At 45.6% G+C, this 20,494-nt stretch carries 22 protein-coding genes; 9 read left to right on the forward strand and 13 right to left on the reverse strand.

Going from position 1 to position 20,494, the window contains the following annotated elements; genetic code table 11:
• The first annotated feature begins 16 nt into the window (after window positions 1-16).
• Window positions 17-1,039 carry an EF-P beta-lysylation protein EpmB gene (epmB, locus tag AB4405_RS22620; protein ID WP_102471145.1) on the forward strand — a complete coding sequence of 341 codons (1,023 nt, stop codon included), beginning with the start codon at window positions 17-19 and terminating at the stop codon, window positions 1,037-1,039.
• 97 nt (window positions 1,040-1,136) lie between these two features.
• Window positions 1,137-1,619 (forward strand): MgtC/SapB family protein, encoded by a 483-nt coding sequence (locus AB4405_RS22625; RefSeq protein ID WP_372062913.1) that lies wholly within the window; start codon window positions 1,137-1,139, stop codon window positions 1,617-1,619.
• A gap of 100 nt (window positions 1,620-1,719) precedes the next feature.
• Here the strand turns inward: AB4405_RS22625 and AB4405_RS22630 are convergent, their stop codons facing one another.
• From AB4405_RS22630 to AB4405_RS22640, 3 genes are all read right to left on the reverse strand, one after another.
• A complete protein-coding gene (locus AB4405_RS22630; RefSeq protein ID WP_372062914.1) occupies window positions 1,720-2,286 on the reverse strand; it encodes a VC2662 family protein in 567 nt (188 codons plus the stop codon).
• 244 nt (window positions 2,287-2,530) lie between these two features.
• Window positions 2,531-4,168, reverse strand: coding sequence for a chaperonin GroEL (gene groL, locus AB4405_RS22635; RefSeq protein ID WP_102471148.1), 1,638 nt, complete (start codon window positions 4,166-4,168; stop codon window positions 2,531-2,533).
• Between the two features lie 68 nt (window positions 4,169-4,236).
• Window positions 4,237-4,527, reverse strand: coding sequence for a co-chaperone GroES (locus AB4405_RS22640; RefSeq protein ID WP_102471149.1), 291 nt, complete (start codon window positions 4,525-4,527; stop codon window positions 4,237-4,239).
• Window positions 4,528-4,751: 224 nt separating this feature from the next.
• Here AB4405_RS22640 and AB4405_RS22645 point away from each other — a divergent pair, with 224 nt between their 5' ends.
• The gene (locus tag AB4405_RS22645) at window positions 4,752-6,113 is read left to right on the forward strand and encodes an MATE family efflux transporter (protein ID WP_372062915.1); all 1,362 of its coding nucleotides are present in this window, start codon (window positions 4,752-4,754) and stop codon (window positions 6,111-6,113) included.
• Between the two features lie 78 nt (window positions 6,114-6,191).
• Here AB4405_RS22645 and cysE read toward each other — a convergent pair whose 3' ends face one another.
• From cysE to AB4405_RS22665, 4 genes are all read right to left on the reverse strand, one after another.
• Window positions 6,192-7,013: a serine O-acetyltransferase gene (gene cysE, locus AB4405_RS22650; RefSeq protein WP_102471151.1), complete on the reverse strand. Its 822-nt coding sequence runs from the start codon at window positions 7,011-7,013 to the stop codon at window positions 6,192-6,194.
• Window positions 7,014-7,126: 113 nt separating this feature from the next.
• Entirely contained in the window at window positions 7,127-8,149 is a 1,023-nt protein-coding gene (gene gpsA / locus AB4405_RS22655) for an NAD(P)H-dependent glycerol-3-phosphate dehydrogenase (protein ID WP_372062916.1), read from the reverse strand.
• A gap of 170 nt (window positions 8,150-8,319) precedes the next feature.
• A complete protein-coding gene (gene secB, locus AB4405_RS22660; RefSeq protein ID WP_102471153.1) occupies window positions 8,320-8,787 on the reverse strand; it encodes a protein-export chaperone SecB in 468 nt (155 codons plus the stop codon).
• Between the two features lie 160 nt (window positions 8,788-8,947).
• Window positions 8,948-9,382: a rhodanese-like domain-containing protein gene (locus AB4405_RS22665; protein WP_102471154.1), complete on the reverse strand. Its 435-nt coding sequence runs from the start codon at window positions 9,380-9,382 to the stop codon at window positions 8,948-8,950.
• 383 nt (window positions 9,383-9,765) lie between these two features.
• On the opposite strand from AB4405_RS22665, the gene gpmM reads away from it, so the two are divergent.
• Complete coding sequence (gpmM, locus tag AB4405_RS22670) at window positions 9,766-11,298, forward strand: 2,3-bisphosphoglycerate-independent phosphoglycerate mutase (protein ID WP_372062917.1); 1,533 nt, start codon at window positions 9,766-9,768, stop codon at window positions 11,296-11,298.
• A 125-nt stretch (window positions 11,299-11,423) separates the two neighbouring features.
• Window positions 11,424-12,554 (forward strand): murein hydrolase activator EnvC, encoded by a 1,131-nt coding sequence (locus tag AB4405_RS22675; RefSeq protein ID WP_372062918.1) that lies wholly within the window; start codon window positions 11,424-11,426, stop codon window positions 12,552-12,554.
• A gap of 171 nt (window positions 12,555-12,725) precedes the next feature.
• Here AB4405_RS22675 and AB4405_RS22680 read toward each other — a convergent pair whose 3' ends face one another.
• From AB4405_RS22680 to zapB, 3 genes are all read right to left on the reverse strand, one after another.
• Complete coding sequence (locus AB4405_RS22680) at window positions 12,726-13,703, reverse strand: DHH family phosphoesterase (RefSeq protein ID WP_372062919.1); 978 nt, start codon at window positions 13,701-13,703, stop codon at window positions 12,726-12,728.
• 123 nt (window positions 13,704-13,826) lie between these two features.
• Window positions 13,827-14,471 (reverse strand): TetR/AcrR family transcriptional regulator, encoded by a 645-nt coding sequence (locus AB4405_RS22685; protein ID WP_102471158.1) that lies wholly within the window; start codon window positions 14,469-14,471, stop codon window positions 13,827-13,829.
• A gap of 152 nt (window positions 14,472-14,623) precedes the next feature.
• Window positions 14,624-14,866, reverse strand: coding sequence for a cell division protein ZapB (zapB, locus tag AB4405_RS22690; RefSeq protein WP_102471159.1), 243 nt, complete (start codon window positions 14,864-14,866; stop codon window positions 14,624-14,626).
• Window positions 14,867-15,203: 337 nt separating this feature from the next.
• On the opposite strand from zapB, the gene glpX reads away from it, so the two are divergent.
• The 3 genes from glpX (at window position 15,204) to AB4405_RS22705 (ending at window position 17,521) form a co-directional block, all read left to right on the forward strand.
• Window positions 15,204-16,211: a class II fructose-bisphosphatase gene (glpX, locus tag AB4405_RS22695; RefSeq protein WP_102471160.1), complete on the forward strand. Its 1,008-nt coding sequence runs from the start codon at window positions 15,204-15,206 to the stop codon at window positions 16,209-16,211.
• 147 nt (window positions 16,212-16,358) lie between these two features.
• Complete coding sequence (locus AB4405_RS22700; RefSeq protein ID WP_372062920.1) at window positions 16,359-16,976, forward strand: helix-turn-helix transcriptional regulator; 618 nt, start codon at window positions 16,359-16,361, stop codon at window positions 16,974-16,976.
• Window positions 16,977-17,191: 215 nt separating this feature from the next.
• Window positions 17,192-17,521 (forward strand): DUF3135 domain-containing protein, encoded by a 330-nt coding sequence (locus AB4405_RS22705; RefSeq protein ID WP_102471162.1) that lies wholly within the window; start codon window positions 17,192-17,194, stop codon window positions 17,519-17,521.
• A gap of 64 nt (window positions 17,522-17,585) precedes the next feature.
• Here the strand turns inward: AB4405_RS22705 and AB4405_RS22710 are convergent, their stop codons facing one another.
• Together AB4405_RS22710 and AB4405_RS22715 are read right to left on the reverse strand one after the other, a co-directional pair.
• Window positions 17,586-18,011, reverse strand: a complete 426-nt coding sequence (locus tag AB4405_RS22710; RefSeq protein ID WP_102471163.1) for a DUF805 domain-containing protein — start codon at window positions 18,009-18,011, stop codon at window positions 17,586-17,588.
• Window positions 18,012-18,025: 14 nt separating this feature from the next.
• Entirely contained in the window at window positions 18,026-18,373 is a 348-nt protein-coding gene (locus AB4405_RS22715) for a 5-carboxymethyl-2-hydroxymuconate Delta-isomerase (protein WP_102471164.1), read from the reverse strand.
• A 241-nt stretch (window positions 18,374-18,614) separates the two neighbouring features.
• Between AB4405_RS22715 and tpiA the strand changes: the two genes are divergently transcribed.
• Window positions 18,615-19,385, forward strand: a complete 771-nt coding sequence (gene tpiA / locus AB4405_RS22720) for a triose-phosphate isomerase (protein ID WP_372062921.1) — start codon at window positions 18,615-18,617, stop codon at window positions 19,383-19,385.
• A 117-nt stretch (window positions 19,386-19,502) separates the two neighbouring features.
• Here the strand turns inward: tpiA and pfkA are convergent, their stop codons facing one another.
• Window positions 19,503-20,465, reverse strand: a complete 963-nt coding sequence (gene pfkA / locus AB4405_RS22725; protein ID WP_102471166.1) for a 6-phosphofructokinase — start codon at window positions 20,463-20,465, stop codon at window positions 19,503-19,505.
• Window positions 20,466-20,494 lie beyond the last annotated feature (29 nt).

Here is a 20,494-nt window from a genome sequence, read left to right on the forward strand (position 1 = left end):
TTCGAGTTAAAATTTAATGTCGCCTATCATAACCCGAAATCTTGTTTCTGTTGAGCAAAACTGGCTCAAACAGCTATCCAATGCGATCTCAGACCCGTATCAGTTGCTTAAACAACTGGAAATTGATGCGACTCCTTGGGAAAGTGGCCTTCGAGCTCGAAAGCTCTTTCCTATGCGTGTCCCCCAAAGCTTTGTCGATCGCATGGAAAAAGGCAACCCATATGACCCACTCTTACAACAAGTTTTACCACTGAGCCAAGAGTTTGAGGTTCATAGCGGTTACTCGCAAGACCCCTTAGAAGAACAAGGTGCAGTGGTACCTGGGCTTTTGCACAAATATGCCAGTCGCGCGTTGATGATCGTGAAAGGCGGTTGCGCGGTAAATTGCCGCTATTGTTTCCGACGTCACTTTCCCTATCAAGACAATAAGGGAAACAAGGAAAATTGGCAGCTCGCATTAGACTACATCGCCAGTCAACCCGACATCGATGAGGTCATCTTATCGGGTGGTGATCCGCTAATGGCGAAAGACAACGAACTGGAATGGCTGATCAATAAAATAGAAGGCATTGATCATGTTGCCACGCTGCGCATTCATTCTCGACTGCCTGTTGTCATCCCCGCACGAGTCACCGATACCTTATGTGAATTATTGCAAGCCACTCGGCTGAATACAGTTCTTGTAACGCATATTAATCATGCCAATGAGGTCAACTCTGAGTTCACTGAAGCTATAGGCCGACTGAAGGCAGCGAATGTCATCATGCTGAATCAAGCTGTACTGCTTAAAGGCATTAATGATTCCGTAGAAGCACAAGTTGCACTTAGCCGCGCTATTTTTAACGCTGGTATTTTGCCTTACTACTTACATGTCTTAGACAAAGTACAAGGCGCGGCGCATTACTTCATTAGCGATCAGGATGCAAAACAGTTGATGCAAGGGGTCATACAGAAAGTTGCTGGCTATTTGGTGCCAAAGCTCACGCGTGAAGAAGGGGGGAAAACGAGCAAAACGCCTCTCGACCTCTATCTTGAGTAGCATTTACCTTAGACAACCTTTTCGTTTCGATAAAATTTATTTGTTCGCCTGTCCGGTCTAATAAACAGATACTGCCTTTTTTATGAGGAGGATATTTGTGGAATTAGTAACGATTTTCGATTTAGGTCCATTCTCATGGCAAGCCCTTGCTTGTTGCATGCTCAATGGCACACTCATTGGTTTAGAACGACAGACTCGAGGCAAGCCCGTTGGTATTAGAACCTCGATTTTAATCTTATCTGGCACGTACTTATTCATGTCGATGGCGGTGTCATTGTCTCCCAACACCCTAGATCAAGCCCGAGTATTAGGGCAGATCATTACTGGGGTTGGCTTCTTAGGGGCAGGCGTGATGATGTCAGAAAATGGCAAGATTCACGGGGTGACCTCTGCCGCCGTTATTTGGTTATTAGCTGGACTTGGGATGATGATTGGCTTGGATCATTACAAGGCCTCCGTGATCCTTACCCTATTAGCATTAACCATTTTGTTAGGGGTCGATAAAGCGGAGAGTAGTTTCCAAAGCCTGCGTCGTGGTGTCCATCAAACCTTTCAGAAGCGCTCAAAGCACAAAAAGTAATCTCTAAAACATACGCAATAAAAAAGCCCTTAAATGGTGTCATTTAAGGGCTAATTGTTTTACTCAACATCAATTACGTCGCGACTGCCATTAGGCGAGATTATTTAGCGAAGTTAATGATTGGGAAACACTTAAAGAAACCATTATCAGCACAGTTAATCAGACCAATCTGAACACCATCGATAGTGTTGGTTTTGTTAAAGATACCCAATTGGAAGTTAGATTTCTTCGAGAAACTCGCAATACCGATATCAGCCATGGTATTACCCTCAGAGTAGTTAACCGCACTCCAGTTAAGACCCTTAACATCATTTGTCACGTTCACTACACCAAGGTTAACACCCGATGTTTTGCCCGTATTCCAGTTAAAGATACCTAAAGATGCACCCTTCATTTCTTGTGTCACTTTAGAGGCGCCAAAGAAAAGGCCGAAGTTCACACCTGTTGTACGCTGCGTTTCAGACATACCTAGCACTGAGAAATCAACACCCTTAACTTCATTGACTTGACCATGAAGAACGGAAAGACGCACGCCACCTACCGCATTTGCGTCAGGTGCGTTGAAGCCATTAAGAGAAGAAAACATAACCGGCGTGCTGTCTGCTAGCGCCATTGGGGAAATTGATACTGCTGCTGCCACTGCGATGGCGGATACGACTTTTTTCATTATATTGTCTCCACTGACATTATTATTTATCCATTAGCCACTACTCGGTCCGTTAATGGCGGTTTTCCACTTGAAACTGTTTTTATACACTTATAACTATAGACGATGCTATTTCCGGTCACTATACCGTATGTCAGTTAATTGTCATAACGCCAAACATCTAGACATTACGCGGTTTATTATTGAAGCAGGTACAAAAAAGCCAGAGGTTTCCCCTCTGGCTCTGTCAGCGTTTTCTGATGAATTACATCATGCCGCCCATGCCGCCCATTCCGCCCATATCAGGCATCGCTGGCGCTTCTTTTTGAGGTGCATCGGTTACCATTGCTTCTGTTGTGATCATAAGACCAGCTACTGATGCGGCAAACTGCAGTGCGCTACGCGTTACTTTTGTTGGGTCAAGGATACCCATCGCAATCATGTCGCCGTATTCGCCCGTCGCCGCATTGTAACCGTAGTTACCTTCGCCCGCTCTTACGTTGTTTGCAACAACAGACTCTTCATCACCCGCATTCGCAGTAATTTGACGAAGAGGTGCTTCCATTGCACGAAGTGCTACGCGGATACCCACATTTTGCTCTTCGTTATCACCTTCAAGGCCAGCAACTTTAGACGCAGCACGGATAAGTGCAACACCACCGCCGGCAACCACACCTTCTTCTACTGCCGCACGAGTAGCATGAAGTGCATCTTCAACACGGTCTTTTTTCTCTTTCATCTCAACTTCAGTCGCTGCGCCAACCTTGATTACCGCTACGCCGCCAGCAAGTTTAGCCACACGCTCTTGAAGTTTTTCTTTGTCGTAGTCAGATGTTGCATCTTCAACTTGTTGACGAATCTGCGTCACACGACCTTGGATCATCGCTTCATCACCCGCACCATCAATGATGGTTGAGTTCTCTTTTGTGATAGTCACACGCTTAGCTTGACCTAGGTCTTCTAGCGTAACTTTCTCAAGGTCTAGGCCGATCTCTTCAGAAATCACAGTACCGCCAGTTAGGACTGCGATATCTTGTAGCATAGACTTACGACGGTCACCAAAACCAGGGGCTTTAACTGCCGCTACTTTAACGATACCACGCATGTTGTTCACAACTAATGTCGCCAGTGCTTCACCTTCAACGTCTTCTGCAATGATAAGCAGTGGACGAGATGCTTTAGCAACCGCTTCTAGAGTAGGTAGAAGCTCACGAATGTTCGATACTTTCTTATCGATAAGAAGAATGAACGGGCTCTCTAAATCAACACTGCCAGCTTCTTGGTTGTTGATGAAGTAAGGAGATAGGTAACCACGGTCGAACTGCATACCTTCAACAACGTCTAGCTCGTCTTGTAGAGCCTGACCTTCTTCAACCGTAATAACGCCGTCACGACCTACTTTTTCCATCGCTTCAGCAATGATGTTACCTACTGTCGAATCAGAGTTCGCTGAGATAGTACCTACTTGAGCAATCGCTTTAGTATCTGAACAAGGAACAGACAGGGTTTTCAGCTCTTCAACAGCTGCGATAACCGCTTTGTCGATGCCGCGCTTAAGATCCATTGGATTCATGCCAGCAGCAACCGCTTTTAGGCCTTCAGCGATAATAGACTGAGCCAATACTGTTGCAGTCGTTGTTCCGTCGCCCGCCGCGTCATTCGCTTGCGAAGCCACTTCTTTAACCATTTGTGCGCCCATGTTTTGGAACTTGTCTTCAAGTTCGATTTCACGTGCAACTGAAACACCATCTTTAGTGATAGTCGGTGCGCCAAATGATTTATCTAGAACCACGTTACGGCCTTTAGGGCCCAATGTTACTTTTACAGCATCAGCTAGAACGTTGACACCTTCTAGCATTTTGATTCGTGCGTCGTTGCCAAACTTAACGTCTTTAGCAGCCATTGTTTATTTCCTTATCTAAATTCAGTGGATAATGTTTGATTCAGAGTAAAATTACTCAACGTCTACTATTATTCGACGATCGCCATGATGTCGTTTTCAGACATAATCAGAACTTCTTTGCCGTCGATTTTTTCAGTTTTCGTACCGTAACCTTCAGCGAAGATAACCGTGTCACCCACTTTAACGTCCAATGCTTGAACTGACCCGTTTTCTAGAATGCGGCCATTACCTACAGCCAGCACCGTACCACGTGTTGATTTTTCTGCAGCAGACCCCGTAAGAACGATGCCACCAGCAGATTTAGATTCAACTTCTTTGCGCTCAACGATCACGCGGTCGTGTAGAGGACGGATATTCATCGGTCGTGTCTCCTGAATTAATTAATATGTTAGCTTTGAGAATGCCTTAATTCGGCTTGTGATAATTATGTTGGGGATGATCGAGTTAATCCCAAGGGGTAGAAGCCAAAATTTTGTGACAAAAATAACGAAAATGGACTTTGTCACGACAGCGGCACGTCAATCCAGTCGAATCTCGCACGATTTAAGGAATTCCTGTATCCTGAATCCCTGTATCGTCAACGATGAATTCTATGCAAGATAAGCATGGGCTGCTATCTGCCCCTATCTCTACTGTGCTCAAACAAATGACAGTCCCTATGGTATTTGGCATGGTGGCGATCTTGGCCTTTAACCTCGTTGACACCTTTTTTATCGCGTTACTTGGCACGCAATCTCTTGCGGCCATCAGCTTCACTTTTCCAGTCACGTTTGGCGTCAACTGCATCACAATGGGAATAGGTGTCGGCCTTTCCACCATCATTGGTCGGTTATTAGGGCAAGGCAACACTCGCAACGCCGCGCAGTTCACTACTCATGGTCTTATTCTTGCCGTTATCCTCGTCACCGTTGCCTCAACCATTGGATTAACAACCATTGAACCATTATTTCGCATGCTTGGCGCTAATGACGACATTATTCCGTTAATTAACCAATACATGGTGATCTGGTATTTTACGATTCCACTTTTAGTTATCCCAATGGCAGGCAACAGTGCCATTCGAGCAACGGGCGATACCAAGACTCCAGCCAAGATCATGATGCTCTCAGGCGTGTTAAATGGCATCTTAGACCCTTTGTTTATCTTTGGGGTCGGTCCGTTTCCTGAGTTAGGCATCCAAGGCGCGGCGGTGGCGAGTGGTTTTGCTTGGTTTGGTGCGCTGTTAGGATCACTTTACGTATTGGTTAAGCGTGAGAAGTTGCTCGGTCGAATCAACCCTCCTGATATATTTAAAGACTGGAGCGCCATCTTAAAGATAGGGACACCGTCAGCGCTTTCAACCGCAATGTCACCGATATCGGGAGCAATTTTAATGAAGATGCTTTCCGTACATGGCACTGCGGCCATTGCGGCTTATGGCGCCGCTCAACGTGTAGAATCCATATTAATACTGGTTTTAATCTCACTAAGCTCCGCATTAACCCCTTTCATGTCGCAAAACTTTGGGGCCAAACAACCCGGACGAAGCTTTGCTGGTCTGTTCCTGAGCATGCGCTTTGCCATCGTATTTCAGTTCTTGGTATTTATCATGATGGTGCCATTGAGCATCCCTATCTCCGCGATATTTTCTCAAGAAGCTGCGGTAAGAGAAATACTCTGGCATTACCTACTTGTGGTCCCGTTTAGCTATGGTTTTCAGGGAATAATCATGATGCTTGGAAGCGGGCTTAATGCCCTTCACATGCCAAATAAGGCGTTCATGTGGAGTGCTATGCGCCTGTTTGTCTTCACCCTGCCCGCAGCAGCATTAGGTAACATGCTGTATTCTGTCGAAGGGTTATTTATTGGTGTCGCGGTGGGGAATGTCATCGGTGGCATTCTGGCCTATAGCTATACCCTTAAAATACGAAAGACCCAGTGCGTGCACACTGAGTCTTTTGATTAACAATCGGTTTTACGCCTAACTTATTGCTACCGAACCGCGCTTGATGATGGGTCAATGCTTGGCCTACTCAGCATGGACTTAGATACCATCGCCACCAACAAAGGTCTGCGATTTGCCATTAAACTGCTGATCCATATCTAAAGATGGCATATCCGTTTTAGGTTTACCGACAATCTTAGCAGGTACACCTGCCACTGTGGTATGCGCTGGGACCGCTTGTAAAACAACGGAACAAGAGCCAATCTTGGCGCCAACCCCGACCTCAATGTTACCTAAAATCTTCGCACCAGCACCAATCATAACGCCTTCACGGATCTTAGGGTGACGATCGCCGCCTTCTTTACCGGTACCACCCAACGTCACATCTTGTAGTATCGATACGTCATTTTCGACCACTGCCGTTTCACCGATAACAATACCGGTAGCATGGTCGAGCATAATGCCTTTGCCAATACAGGCCGCCGGGTGAATATCTACTTGGCAAGCAACAGAAATCTGATTCTGTAGATAAGTAGCCAGCGCCACTCTGCCTTCCTTCCATAGCCAGTTTGCAACACGATAGCCTTGTAGAGCATGAAACCCTTTCAGGTACAACAGCGGCATTGAATACATAGAGACAGCAGGATCACGATTCACTGTGGCACAAATGTCACATGCCGCGGCATCGGTAATCGAGGGATCGGCAGCAAATGCTTGCTCTACAACCTCACGTACCGCCATCGCTGGCATAGATGCCGTCTTGAGTTTATTCGCGAGAATGTAACTTAGTGCTGCACCCAAGCTCTCGTGATTAATGATTGTGGCATGATAAAAGCTAGCAAGCATCGGCTCTTCTTCCGACTGCTTACGTCCTTCTTTTACTATGCACTGCCATACTTTTTGTTTTTCACAGTGTTTCATGTTCTGTCCTAGAAGTTGTCTCTCACCTCAAAGCAGCACAACACGCACAGATTCAGAAATGACCCTAAGGCTAAGTCGTGATACTGGCTTCTGCCCACGCGTGATGTTTAAGCTTATTGCTTCTCTGCTTTTTTATCCCTTGCTAGTAGATCTTGCGCTGCAAGTCTCGCATCCTTCCCTTGATACAATACTTGATAGATTTGGTCAACAATTGGCATCTCTACACCCATTCGCTGTGACAACAACCAAACTTCTTTGGTATTACGATATCCCTCAACGACCTGACCAATCTCAACCTGTGCAGAATCGACATCTTTTCCTTGACCTAACGCTAAGCCAAAACGACGATTTCGTGACTGATTATCCGTACACGTTAGTACCAAGTCACCAAGCCCAGCCATCCCCATAAAGGTATCCGGTTTCGCACCTAGGGCAGCGCCTAGACGCGTCATTTCAGCAAGACCTCGCGTAATCAATGCCGTACGCGCATTCGCACCAAAACCAATGCCATCTGACATACCTGCGCCAATGGCAATCACATTCTTAACGGCGCCGCCCAGCTGCATGCCGGTAAAGTCGTCATTGGCGTATACACGGAACGTTTTACTGCAATGAATTTTATCTTGCAGCTCCGCCACAAATTGCGAATCAGTCGACGCCACTGCGATTGCTGTCGGCATGCCAGCTGCCAGCTCTTTGGCAAAGGTAGGGCCCGATAGCACTGCCAGCGGGTACTTGTCACCGATAATATCGTTCGCGACGTCTTTTAGTAGGCGGCCACTCTCTGGCTCAAGCCCTTTTGTTGCCCAGCAAATACGGCTGTCATTGCGTAAATGTGGCCTCATGCTTTCTAAGACTAAGCCAAACACATGGCTTGGGACAACAATGAGCAGGTCTTGGCTCGATTGAACCGCTTTATGCAGGTCCGATTCAATAATGAGTGACTCTGGAAAATCGATGTCAGGCAAAAAATCTTGGTTCGCTCTATCTGCTTCTAGGCGTGCCATATGAACTGGGTCATGCCCCCAAAGCACAACATTTGCACCATTACGCGCTAAAGAAATGGCCAGCGACGTTCCATAAGAACCTGCGCCAATCACCGTCATTGAAATCTCTTTCCCGTATGCGTTACTCATCACATCACCACGTCATCGTTTAAAAGCCACTACTAAGAGTTTAAGTTTAGCCTTAGAAGTGAAATAAAAAATGCACATCGCTAAGCGCTGTGCATTTTCAAAAAGAGGGCTGTCTCGTACGGCATTAGCATCGCTCATGCCGCGAAGAGCAACCTGTCACTGAGCGCAAATTACGCTTCAGTTTGCTCTTCTGTTTGAGCTTGTTGCTGTAGGTAGTTCATGAACAATGCATCAAAGTTAACTGGTGCTAGGTTCAATTGTGGGAACGTACCTTTCATTGTTAGGCTAGAAATGGTTTCACGTGCGTACGGGAACAGAATGTTCGGGCAGAAAGCACCAAGACAATGTGCCAGTTGACCTGCTTCCATTTGCTCTGCAGTGAAAATACCACCCTGCTGAACTTCACATAAGAATGCCGTGTCTTCTGCGTTCTTAACCGTCACCGTTAGGCGAAGTACGACTTCGTAAACACCTTCACCCAATTCACGACTTTGCGTGTCTAGGTCAAGCTTAACATCTGGGTTCCATTCTTTTTGAAACATGTCCGGAGAGTTCGGCGCTTCAAAAGAAAGATCTTTCAGAAAGATACGTTGAATTGTGAAGTTCTGTTGTGCTTCTTGTGGTGCTGCTTCAGCCATGATGACTATCCTTATAATACGTCTAAATTTGTCGAAACCGTTTCTGAGTTGTCTGGCAGACTAGCTGAGCCTAGGTTTATTGACTAGGCGAGCCTTTAAATCCGTGGCATTTATCACATCCAGACGTGAAAAATGCCGCGAAAACACTCAATTGTTGAGGTTATTTTTTACCTTTGATCAACGGCAGATTTGCTTCGCTCCAAGCTGACAAACCATTTTTCAGAACATAAACCTGTTCAAAGCCGGATTTAGCCAGCAGGTTTGCACTTTCTTGTGCAGTTTGGCCGGTCTTACATACAACAATGATTGGGTCTGTTTTATGATTTTCAAGGCTAGGAATGGATTCTGCTTTGATATCAGACGGAAGCACATGAACTGAATCAGTAATGTGACCACGTTTGAAGTCATCTTTAGAACGAATGTCCACAACGACAGCATTATCACGGTTCATCATCTGAGTCACCTGAGCGGCGGAAATCTCTTTGTACGCTGCATTGGCAGACTTCACGAAGTTGGCAATCAGAGCAACAAAAAGTGCGGCCCAAACCACGGCCATGATCATATTTTGTTGAAAAAAATCTAAGTACTCTTGCATAGCTTGCGCTCTTAATTAGTTGAATATTAAATCAGACGAGGAGTATAACGGCTTAGCTGCCTTGTGGCGAGGGGGGAACATGTTTCGAATAAATAATTGAGATCCCTATTTCGCTATTGGACTAATAGAAGAAAACAATTGGTCAATGCCCTTTGCTATCGGTTATTAATACATCAATACCAAAGGAATCATGGACGTATTGGGTCTATGATTAGCTCACACTAAGAACAAATCCATGCAATTAACTTTCAAGAAACTGAAAACCAGCTACGGTAATCACAAACAATATTTGATCTGCCCCTACTGTTTTGGGTAAAAAGTGTAGTAAAATTACGCTAATTTGTTTTCAGTAAAGTTATTTAGAATTCAACGAGGTTATAACTATGTCAGCTAAGAAGCCTATGGCTCTAGTCATTCTTGACGGTTGGGGATACCGTGAAGATAACGCAAGCAACGCTATCAACAACGCAAAAACACCCGTCATGGATGGTTTGTGGGAAAATAATCCACGCACCCTTATCTCTGCATCTGGCTTTGATGTTGGTCTTCCTGATGGCCAAATGGGTAACTCTGAAGTTGGCCATACCAATATCGGCGCAGGTCGTGTTGTATATCAAGACCTAACTCGTATCACTAAATCTATCGCTGATGGTGAGTTCTCTCAAAACGAAACGCTTGTTGCCGCAATGGATAAAGCCATCGCAGCAGACAAAGCCGTTCACATCATGGGCCTAATGTCTCCTGGTGGCGTTCACTCTCATGAAGACCATATTTATGCTGCTGTCCAAATGGCGGCTGACCGTGGTGCTGAAAAAATCTACCTACATTGCTTCTTAGATGGCCGTGACACACCACCTCGCAGTGCAGAAAATTCTCTAAAACGTTTCGAAGCCCTGTTTGCAGAACTTGGTAAAGGTCGTGTGGCTTCGCTTGTTGGTCGCTATTACGCTATGGATCGTGATAACAACTGGGATCGCGTTGAAAAAGCCTACGACCTACTTGCTGAAGCAAAAGGTGCATTTACCTTTGATTCAGCGGTTGAAGGTCTAGAAGCGGCTTATGCTCGTGACGAAAACGATGAATTCGTAGCACCAACAGAGCTTCGCGCTGAAGGTGAAGCATCTGCAGTGATTGAAGATGGCGACGCTGTTATCTTTATGAACTACCGTGCTGACCGCGCACGTGAGATCACTCGCGCATTCGTTCCTGACTTTGACGGTTTTGAGCGCAGTACATTCCCAGCCGTTGATTTCGTCATGCTAACGCAGTACGCCGCCAACATTCCGCTACTTTGCGCTTTCCCGCCAGCATCACTAGAGAACACTTACGGTGAATGGCTGTCAAAAGAAGGGAAAACACAACTGCGTATCTCGGAAACTGAGAAATACGCACACGTAACGTTCTTCTTCAATGGTGGCGTTGAGAATGAATTTGAAGGCGAAGAGCGTCAACTGGTTGCTTCTCCAAAAGTGGCGACTTACGACCTGCAACCTGAGATGAGCTCTCAAGAGCTCACCGAGAAAATGGTTGCTGCAATTAAGTCCGGCAAATACGACACCATCATTTGTAACTACCCGAATGCTGATATGGTTGGCCATACCGGTGTTTACGAGGCAGCCGAGCAAGCTATTGAAGCGCTTGATGCCAGTGTCGGTCAAGTTGTTGCAGCGATCAAAGAAGTGGGCGGTCAAATGCTGATCACCGCTGACCATGGTAACGCAGAAATGATGGTTGATCCGGTAACGGGTGGTACGCATACCGCTCATACAAACCTTCCCGTCCCTCTAATTTACGTTGGCGACAAAGACGTTGAATTTAAAGAAGGCGGAAAGCTGTCGGATCTAGCACCAACCATGCTATCAATGACGGGCATGAACATCCCAGCAGAAATGTCAGGCGACGTTCTAGTAAAGTAATGACACAAGTCTGATAAAACGCCGATGCCATTGCATCGGCGTTTTTGTATGCTTGCACCAATAATCGCTTTTCAATACAGTAGTTAACTCAGACTAGCTTGATCTCTTCTATCAGCGGATACGACATGCACTCTAATCACAAGACGCACCTTCACATCTTTCTTTCGACGCTAACCTTAGGGTTAATTGCGGCGCTTACCCCAATGGACAGCAGCGCAAGCCAAAATGAACTCTCTGGTGTTAAGAGTGAGATAAAACGTCAACAACAAGATTTGAGTAAGCAGCAAAAAGAACTCGATAAACTGCAAAAATCGCTACGAGAGCAAGAGATTGGCATCTCGAATATAGAGAAAAACATTCAATCCACCACCTCACAACTCACTGAAGCAAACCGTAACATTGAGTCGCTACACAAACGCGTCGCCGCACTCACTGAGCAAAAGAAAACACAGCAAAAAATTCTCGCGGAGTTAGTGCAAACCTATTACGTCACCAAACAAAACCGCAATAGCTCAGGCATGTTCAATAATGATTCCAGTGATGACAGAATCAGCCAATACTATCAACATCTTGCTACTGCAAGAGCCGAAACATTAGAACAGCTGTCTACCACTGAATTGCAGTTATTGGAGAGTGAACGCGCCTTAGAACTAGAGCGCAATCAGATTGCTCAACTATTGCAACAGCAAAAAGACACCCGCGATACATTAGCCAAAAATCAACGCAATAGAAAAAGCACCGTTGGCAAAATCCGTAACAGTATATCCAGTGATAAAACCTATCTCACCGAATTACAACGCAATGAAACTCGTCTCAAAGCGGAGATAGTCAAAGCAGCCAAACGTAATCAAGTGCCGATGGATGGATTAGCCAAACAAAAAGGCAAACTGCCTTGGCCAACTAAAGGTGGTGTCTTGCATAGCTTTGGCACAAAACAAGCCGGGCAAGCAAACTGGAAAGGGATGGTGATCGCCGCCTCTTATGGCACGCCTATCAAATCAGTGTATTCTGGAACAGTTGTCTTTGCTGATTATCTCAGAGGATATGGATTAGTCGTCCTCCTCGACCACGGGAAAGGTGACATGACACTCTATGGCTATAACCAAACCCTGCTAAAAAAAGAAGGCGATAAAGTCACGGCAGGTGAAACCATTGCTCTGGCAGGCGACACAGGTGGGCAGTCTAGATCCTCACTCTATTTCGAGATTAGAAGAAACAGCAAGGTTCAGAACCCAAAAAGCTGGCTAAAACGTTAACCTTGGGTTCTTCGGTGTGGCGATGAGTTCGTCGTTTATCGCGGCAGTATTATCAATGATGACGGGACTACCATGTGTTACGACGACGCTATTATAACGTCGCAGCTATTATAACGTCGCAGCTATTATTATTGCAGTGACGTATTACTTAAGCGACGTATTACAGTGAAGTTATGATTGATATTGTTTCAATGCTGCCTCTATTAGCGCAGGAATGGATGCTTGGGGTAATTGATTAATGCCTCCGGCCGCTTCTCGCCCTCCCCCTGATACAAACAAGCTGCAAATGGCCGCCGCTCCCTGCTTATTATCAAGCGGCGCTCGTACTGAGACGGTATAGCACAACTCCCTATCAACATCACCGGACTCACGTGCCACGAGGGTAATGTGCGCGCGTGATGTCGTTTCATTGGCAAGGCGGTTGATAAAGGTCCCTGACATCCTTCTTGCCGCGGCGGTTGCGGGCAATTCGATAACCTGAAGCACTGATGATTCAAATAATATCGTCGCCTCATTTACGGCGCCCTCATCGTGTCGGAATGCCGCCAACAAAGCGTGGTATGGTGAGTCACGGTCAGTGCGGCATTCAAATGGGTTGGAATAATGCAACAACGCTTGATACAGATCGACCGGGGAGAAATGCAAATCGTCTAACTTTTCCCCATAGCCATTGTAGTTAATCAAGGTACCAAACTCACGAAGAAAATCACGGTCAATGCGAGTGAGGTTCTCCGCATCAGCCAAAGCTTCGGCACTGGCAATCATATTGTCCCCATACGCCGCCGTAATGGCCCACAACCGATGCTGACCTTCAAGCAATTGATCGACAATTAAGGCTGTGCACGTATTAGCATCCAAATTAATATGGCTAGTGAGAAGTGGAGATTGCGGAGGAGACGTCGCCTTATGATGATCGATATAGGTGACAGGGATAGAATGTGCCAATAATGACGCCAATGCCTCGTGGTTTTTATCCATCGAAACGTCCAGCACCGTCACCGTACTCACCAACGCTAGCGGGACTCGTTCAAGCAAAGCAATATCTCGCTTAATACCTGATACTAGCTCGCTGTGCTTCGGCTCAGATAAACGCAATTGCAACAGCGCAATGATGCCATCTGCATCGCCATTAAAAACATCGTAATGCATTTCCTATCCTTGTTTGCGGCGGTGTTCGAGCACCCAATAGCAACAAACCCTACTGGGAGAGCAGGGTTTGTTGAAATACGAATTCGCTATATGACATGCCTATCACCGGATGAAAGCGGCAAGCTAATCCTTGCTTTGTCCCATCATTTTGACACCATCTTCAAGCAAAGAGAGTTGCTCTTGCCCTTTTAAGGTCGCCACCGGTTTAACCACATTGATCATCTGTAGCATACCTTGTTGAATAACTTCTTCGGTAATCTTGGTTTTTGGTGACATTGCCGATTGATAGCTCAGCCAGCCAACCGCAATCATATGCAATGTTGTGACGAGTGATTTCAAATCTTTATCCGTTAAACTTAACAGTTCAAAATCGACAAATGCGCGAAGTATATTCACAAGGTTACCTTGAAGTCGTTCTTGAACCTCAATGTACTCATCATGCAGCTTGACGTCTCGCTGCAGAATTTCAGGCAGATTTGAGTAGAAAAAACGGTATTTCCACATCAGGGTGAAAATCGAATCAAGATAATGCTTCAGCAGTGCCAAGCTTTCTTGTTGACCTTGGACCGGGGTAAATCGCTCGATGAGCTCTTGAGAATAAAGCGTAAAGATATCGCGAACAATCTCTTGCTTATTACTAAAGTGATAATACAGGTTACCTGGACTGATCTCGATATGAGCAGCAATATGGTTGGTCGTAACGTTACGCTCACCATCTGAGTTAAAGAGCTCTAAGGCGGCATACACTATTTTATCGCGTGTTTTCATTCTTACTGATCCTTTGCCTGTTTAGCGCTAGTATACGTGTTCAACTTGTGAGCGAAAGCGCGAGATACCAATAGTCTGACTGGTTAGACCAACTTAATACAAAAAAAGCACTCAACGAGGAGTGCTTTTTAGAAATCAGGGGGAACTGACGCTTATTCTACTTCGTCCATTTTACCAAGTAGATTGCGAATGCGTTCTTGCCACTGCGTGTGTTCACGCTGCATCACTTCTGCTTTTTGCTCAAGTTCTTCACGGCCGTTACGCAATTCTTCTGCTTGGCTAGTCAGTTGAACTTTTTCTTCTTTCAACTCTTCAACTTCCATTTGAAGAAGAGCGATAGTGTCCACTGCAGTTTGAATTTTTGCTTCTAGTTGTTCCAGTACTTCAAAAGACATCTCAGCCTACCTTGTTAAATTCTTATGTAATGAAATAGCTTCATTCTACGTTGCTCCATTCTACTCAGCCTCGAGAAGATAGACACGCCCTATATTGCAGATTTTTCACTATTCGGTCAAAAAAACACCGTAAACACACAAAAGCAAGAAATAAACCGTATCGAATACGAGGCGAACCTCCTTATCTCGCAGCGCCTAGGTAAGCTGATCGATAAAAAATCAGATTAAGTCGTCAAGGTTTTGCGCAGCATCAAACAAAAAAGCAAACGTTTTCTTCTTGGTATGTTAAAATCCGCGCCGTAAATCCTTTTGTCAATTTTCATCTATTGGAGTCAATATGAAGCGCGATTTAGCGATGGCTTTTTCACGAGTTACCGAAGGTGCCGCACTGGCCGGATACAAATGGTTAGGACGCGGAGATAAAAACGCGGCCGACGGCGCGGCAGTTGAGGTAATGCGTACCCTACTGAACAAAACCGACATCAGTGGTGAAATTGTTATTGGTGAAGGTGAAATTGATGATGCTCCAATGCTCTTCATTGGTGAGCAAGTCGGTATTGGTGGCGATGCGGTTGATATCGCAGTAGACCCAATCGAAGGCACTCGTATGACGGCAATGGGGCAATCGAATGCATTAGCCGTACTCGCCGCTGGTGAGAAAGGTAGTTTCTTAAAAGCACCAGACATGTACATGGAAAAATTGGTGGTGGGTCCTGGCGCAAAAGGTGCAATCGACCTAGATTTACCGCTAACTGATAACCTAAAAAACATCGCGGCTGCGTTAGGCAAATCTCTCGATACCTTAGTCGTCACGACATTGGCAAAACCACGACATGATAATGTCATTGCAGAAATGCAAGCCATGGGTGTTCGTGTCTTCGCTGTGCCCGATGGTGATGTTGCTGCATCTATCCTTACTTGTATGCCTGATAGCGAAGTAGACGTCATGTACTGTATTGGTGGCGCACCAGAAGGCGTCGTGTCTGCCGCCGTCATTCGCGCACTCGATGGTGACATGCATGCTCGTTTACTGCCTCGCCATGAAGTGAAAGGCGATAACGAAGAAAACCGTCAAGCCGGTGAGTTGGAACTTGAGCGTTGTAAAGAAATGGGCGTAAAAGCCAATGTATTACTTCGCATGGAAGACATGGCCCGCAGTGACAATGTTGTCTTCTCTGCAACCGGGATCACTAAAGGTGATCTACTGGAAGGTATTACCCGTCAAGGCAACATCGCCACCACGGAAACACTATTGATTCGCGGCCGCTGTCGTACCATTCGCCGCATCAAATCTATTCACTACCTAGAGCGTAAAGATCCAGAAATCAGAGGCATTATCCTCTAATTTCGTTAACTCGAGATGAAAAAACGCTGCTACGGCAGCGTTTTTTGTTGCTACCTTTACGATAGTAAATAATTTGCTTTATAAAGCTTATCGGCCATAATAGCCACAAACTTCATCTATCATTTGCCTCGAGTAACCGGATCAAACATGAAAGCCACTGACCACATCATCGATATCATCAAACGCGAAGGCGCGGTCACGGCCAAGCAGGTGGCACTTCGACTTTCCATCACGACAATGGGGGCAAGACAACACCTACAGTCATTGGAAAGCGAAGGATCTCTTCGTTTTGAAGACATAAAAGTTAAGGTTGGGCGCCCCAACCGCCACTGGTTATTAACGCGCAAAGGCCATGCAAACTTTTCCGATAGGCATGCGGATCTCACCATCCAATTCATTGATGCAATAGAGAATGTATTCGGCGTAGAAGGCGTTCATAAAGTCGCTAAAGAACGTGAGTTAACCACGCTTGCCAACTATCAAAATCACTTGATGGGATTGCAGGGTCTTGAACAAAAACTCATCCGGTTAGCTGAATTACGTGAACAAGATGGGTATATGGCTGAGTATCAGAAATGCGATGAAGGCTTTATTCTTATCGAGAATCACTGCCCTATTTGTCAAGCCGCCACACGCTGTGAGGCACTCTGTCAATCCGAGATTAATGTGTTTCAAGCATTAATGGGGGATACCGTTCAGGTCGAACGTGATGAACACATTGTTGCGGGTGCACGACGCTGTGTATATCGGTTCATCGAGCACTAACGTCCTTACCTAGAGCCACATCGCGTTGTCTTAACGCTTTATTGCTAACACGCCAAAACGTTAGTTTACGGTTCATTCACATGCCGGAGCCTTGTCTTATAATTGAGATAAGCGCGATTAAAAATGTGACTTCCATCAAAAACGCCTAACCTCATTAAATGTGCTAGCACTTGTTTTCAGACAAGGGCAATGCTTGATCTAGATGAGGATGAAACATGGCTATTTCGCAAACGCTACCTTCTTTCGATGAACTCGCCGAGATGGCAAAGCACCATCCAGAGCAACTAAGCCAGTTACGCCAGACTCTATGCCAAGACCTAATTAACTCATGCTCAGAAGAGATGCAGCCTAGATTGCAAGCTCAGCAAACTCATATCGAACGGATTCTTAAACGAGCCAGTAACCCCATTCATGCAAACATACTCCTGAGACAAGAGCTGTATCGTCAGCTTTCAACATTCTCAAAAGCGCTAAATGGCGACCTGCCCAGCCATAACCGTAAAGCAACGGTTCTGACCTTTGTGAGTCGCGAAGAATGGCGTTAAAGTAAACCACAGCGATAAAAAAGGAAGCTTGCGCTTCCTTTCATATTTCATCATCGAGTAAGGATCATTTGGGTTCAGCCCCAAACCGATTCTCGCCAGGGGTGCCTTTGAGAAAACCACACTCGACTAGAATCCACAATCCACACCCAATCGCCGCAAAAGAAATAACACTTTGTACCAACGATGGTTCAGCTGCCGTCGCTGGATCGAGCGTAGGTAAGCTTAGGCGTCCAATCACTAAAGGGATATTGAGCAATAACCACCAGCTTGATTTATCCCTATCATGCCAACGCTTGGCGGTGATGAGCAAATCGGGGATAAGAATAATGAGTAAAAAGAGCGGTAATAAAATAGACATAGCAGCAGGAAATAGAATATTCATGCCCTGTGCAAACACCATAATTCCTAGGTAATAGCAGACATTCCATACCCAAAAGGTCTTACGTCCAACTCGTCCTTCTGACGAAAACAACAGTGATTTAAACGACATCAAATACTCTCACTTTACTGACTGATTTTTTGGAAGCAGGCCTTATCCATGTCTCGAATATTGACCGTTAAACTTTTCAAATGCCCTGCCTGTTGCTTGAGCGTATCCATTAATTGCCTCGACAACTCTCGCTTCTGCTCTTCAGTGCGTCCCGACAATAGCTCAAAGCTAATATGGACAAAGTCTTCACTGTCTCCATGTTCGCCGATAAGCCAATTATGGCAACGAAGAGACCGAGATTTCACGGAATTCGCTTCAAACAACCCACAGTGTAGCGTAACTTGATGTAAGTCCTCTAATAAGCCTTGTATATTCAACCGTTGATCCGCGGTATTGGAATACTCCATAACCAGATTTGGCATCGTCTTTCCTTAGTGTGACAAGCTGAGCAACAAGGTATAGCAAGTCAAAGGGAAAATGCCGAGAACTAATCTATTATTCTGTTTACTGGATCACTGAGTCATGCTCATACTCGGAAACATGAAAGCGAGAAAGTCATGACTCCAATCATGATCTGTGTGAATTAATCTGTTATATTCTTTCGTATTCACGTTTGTTTTTTACATTCGTTTTTTTAAAAACATTGATTTTGGAGAAAATCTTATGCGTCAACCTGTAGTGATGGGTAACTGGAAACTCAACGGCAGCAAAGCAATGGTCACGGAATTGCTTACTGCTTTAAATGCGGAACTTGAAGGCGTAACTGGCGTTGATGTAGCAGTCGCTCCACCAGCACTTTACGTTGATCTTGCAGAGCGTACGCTAACAGATGCTGGTAGCGCAATTATCCTTGGTGCTCAAAACACTGATGTGAATAACAGCGGTGCTTTCACTGGCGATATGTCTCCAGAAATGTTGAAAGATTTTGGTGCAACTCACATCATCATTGGTCACTCTGAGCGTCGCCAATACCACAATGAATCAGATGAGTTCATCGCGCAAAAATTTGCTTTCCTAAAAGAAAATGGCCTAACGCCAGTTTTTTGTATCGGTGAATCTGAAGCGCAAAACGAAGCGGGCGAGACTGAAGCAGTATGTGCTCGTCAAATCGACGCAGTAATCAACCTGTCAGGTGTTGAGGCGCTTAACGGTGCTATCATCGCCTACGAGCCAATCTGGGCTATCGGTACTGGTAAAGCCGCTACAGCTGATGACGCACAGCGCATCCACGCTTCTATCCGTGCACACATTGCAGCGAAGAGCGAAGAAGTAGCGAAAAACGTTGTTATTCAATACGGCGGCTCTGTTAAACCTGAAAATGCTGAAGCTTACTTCGCACAACCAGACATCGACGGTGCTCTAGTTGGCGGCGCGGCACTAGACGCGAAAAGCTTTGCGGCTATCGCTAAAGCAGCGGCAAAAGCGAAAGCATAAGCTTTCCTGATTTCAGAGAAAGCACTATCAAACGCTTTCTCTGAAACAAACATAAAAAAACCGCTGACAAGTCAGCGGTTTTTTGTATCTAAAGCCTATCGGCGGTATTCGATATGCTTAAAATAGTTCTTCAGCAACTTTGTACAAATCATCGCGCACTGGGCGCTTCATGTTCTCAATTGCATCGATAATATCGTGGTGTACCAAGATTTCTTTTTGGATACCGACACAACGACCACCATGACCTTCCATCAGTAGATGAACAGCGTAGTTACCCATGCGAGAAGCCAACACACGGTCAAATGCCGTTGGGCGACCACCGCGCTGGATATGACCCAATACTGTTGCACGAGTCTCACGACCGGTTGCATCCTCAATTTCTTTTGCTAGGTCATTCGCGTCCATCATCAGCTCAGTTAGAGCGATAATCGCGTGTTTTTTCCCTTTCGCAATACCATCTCGAATGTTACTAATAAGCAGGTCTTTATCGAGCCCTGTCTCAGGCGTAATGATGTACTCACAACCACCGGCAATCGCTGACATCAAGGTCAAGTCACCACAGTGGCGACCCATGATCTCAACGATAGAAATACGCTGGTGAGAAGAGGACGTATCACGTAGACGGTCAATCGCATCAATAACCGTGTTAAGCGCGGTTAGATACCCAATGGTATAATCCGTTCCTGCGATATCGTTATCAATAGTGCCTGGCAGACCAATACATGGGTAGCCCATCTCAGTCAGCTTTTTAGCCCCCATGTAAGAACCATCACCACCAATGACGACAAGGGCTTCAATACCGTGTTTCTTTAGGTTTTCGATCGCTTGTTCACGAACTTCAACCTCTTTGAATTCAGGGAAACGCGCCGAACCTAAAAAGGTACCACCACGGTTAATCACATCTGAGACACTTGAACGATCTAGCTTCTTAATACGGTCTTCGTAGAGACCTAAATAACCGTCGTAAACACCATATACTTCCACGCCTGCTGACAAAGCAGTACGAACGACACCACGTACTGCAGCGTTCATACCAGGTGCATCTCCACCACTTGTCAAAACACCGATTTTTTTAATCATGCTCACCCTCGATTTAACAATCTAATTTC

The sequence above is a fragment of the Vibrio sp. 10N.261.51.F12 genome, from assembly GCF_041471725.1.
GTDB lineage: Bacteria > Pseudomonadota > Gammaproteobacteria > Enterobacterales > Vibrionaceae > Vibrio.

Excerpts from the sequence above, each read along its gene's own strand:
- glpX (WP_102471160.1), top strand. The coding sequence starts at position 15,204 with ATGAAGCGCGATTTAGCGATGGCTTTTTCACGAGTTACCGAAGGTGCC.
- epmB (WP_102471145.1), top strand. The coding sequence starts at position 17 with ATGTCGCCTATCATAACCCGAAATCTTGTTTCTGTTGAGCAAAACTGG.
- AB4405_RS22715 (WP_102471164.1), bottom strand. The coding sequence starts at position 18,373 with ATGCCAAATCTGGTTATGGAGTATTCCAATACCGCGGATCAACGGTTG.
- AB4405_RS22640 (WP_102471149.1), bottom strand. The coding sequence starts at position 4,527 with ATGAATATCCGTCCTCTACACGACCGCGTGATCGTTGAGCGCAAAGAA.
- AB4405_RS22630 (WP_372062914.1), bottom strand. The coding sequence starts at position 2,286 with ATGAAAAAAGTCGTATCCGCCATCGCAGTGGCAGCAGCAGTATCAATT.
- tpiA (WP_372062921.1), top strand. The coding sequence starts at position 18,615 with ATGCGTCAACCTGTAGTGATGGGTAACTGGAAACTCAACGGCAGCAAA.
- cysE (WP_102471151.1), bottom strand. The coding sequence starts at position 7,013 with ATGAAACACTGTGAAAAACAAAAAGTATGGCAGTGCATAGTAAAAGAA.
- pfkA (WP_102471166.1), bottom strand. The coding sequence starts at position 20,465 with ATGATTAAAAAAATCGGTGTTTTGACAAGTGGTGGAGATGCACCTGGT.
- AB4405_RS22645 (WP_372062915.1), top strand. The coding sequence starts at position 4,752 with ATGAATTCTATGCAAGATAAGCATGGGCTGCTATCTGCCCCTATCTCT.
- zapB (WP_102471159.1), bottom strand. The coding sequence starts at position 14,866 with ATGTCTTTTGAAGTACTGGAACAACTAGAAGCAAAAATTCAAACTGCA.
- AB4405_RS22665 (WP_102471154.1), bottom strand. The coding sequence starts at position 9,382 with ATGCAAGAGTACTTAGATTTTTTTCAACAAAATATGATCATGGCCGTG.
- AB4405_RS22705 (WP_102471162.1), top strand. The coding sequence starts at position 17,192 with ATGGCTATTTCGCAAACGCTACCTTCTTTCGATGAACTCGCCGAGATG.
- AB4405_RS22700 (WP_372062920.1), top strand. The coding sequence starts at position 16,359 with ATGAAAGCCACTGACCACATCATCGATATCATCAAACGCGAAGGCGCG.
- secB (WP_102471153.1), bottom strand. The coding sequence starts at position 8,787 with ATGGCTGAAGCAGCACCACAAGAAGCACAACAGAACTTCACAATTCAA.
- AB4405_RS22710 (WP_102471163.1), bottom strand. The coding sequence starts at position 18,011 with ATGTCGTTTAAATCACTGTTGTTTTCGTCAGAAGGACGAGTTGGACGT.
- gpsA (WP_372062916.1), bottom strand. The coding sequence starts at position 8,149 with ATGAGTAACGCATACGGGAAAGAGATTTCAATGACGGTGATTGGCGCA.
- gpmM (WP_372062917.1), top strand. The coding sequence starts at position 9,766 with ATGTCAGCTAAGAAGCCTATGGCTCTAGTCATTCTTGACGGTTGGGGA.
- AB4405_RS22680 (WP_372062919.1), bottom strand. The coding sequence starts at position 13,703 with ATGCATTACGATGTTTTTAATGGCGATGCAGATGGCATCATTGCGCTG.
- AB4405_RS22675 (WP_372062918.1), top strand. The coding sequence starts at position 11,424 with ATGCACTCTAATCACAAGACGCACCTTCACATCTTTCTTTCGACGCTA.
- AB4405_RS22685 (WP_102471158.1), bottom strand. The coding sequence starts at position 14,471 with ATGAAAACACGCGATAAAATAGTGTATGCCGCCTTAGAGCTCTTTAAC.
- groL (WP_102471148.1), bottom strand. The coding sequence starts at position 4,168 with ATGGCTGCTAAAGACGTTAAGTTTGGCAACGACGCACGAATCAAAATG.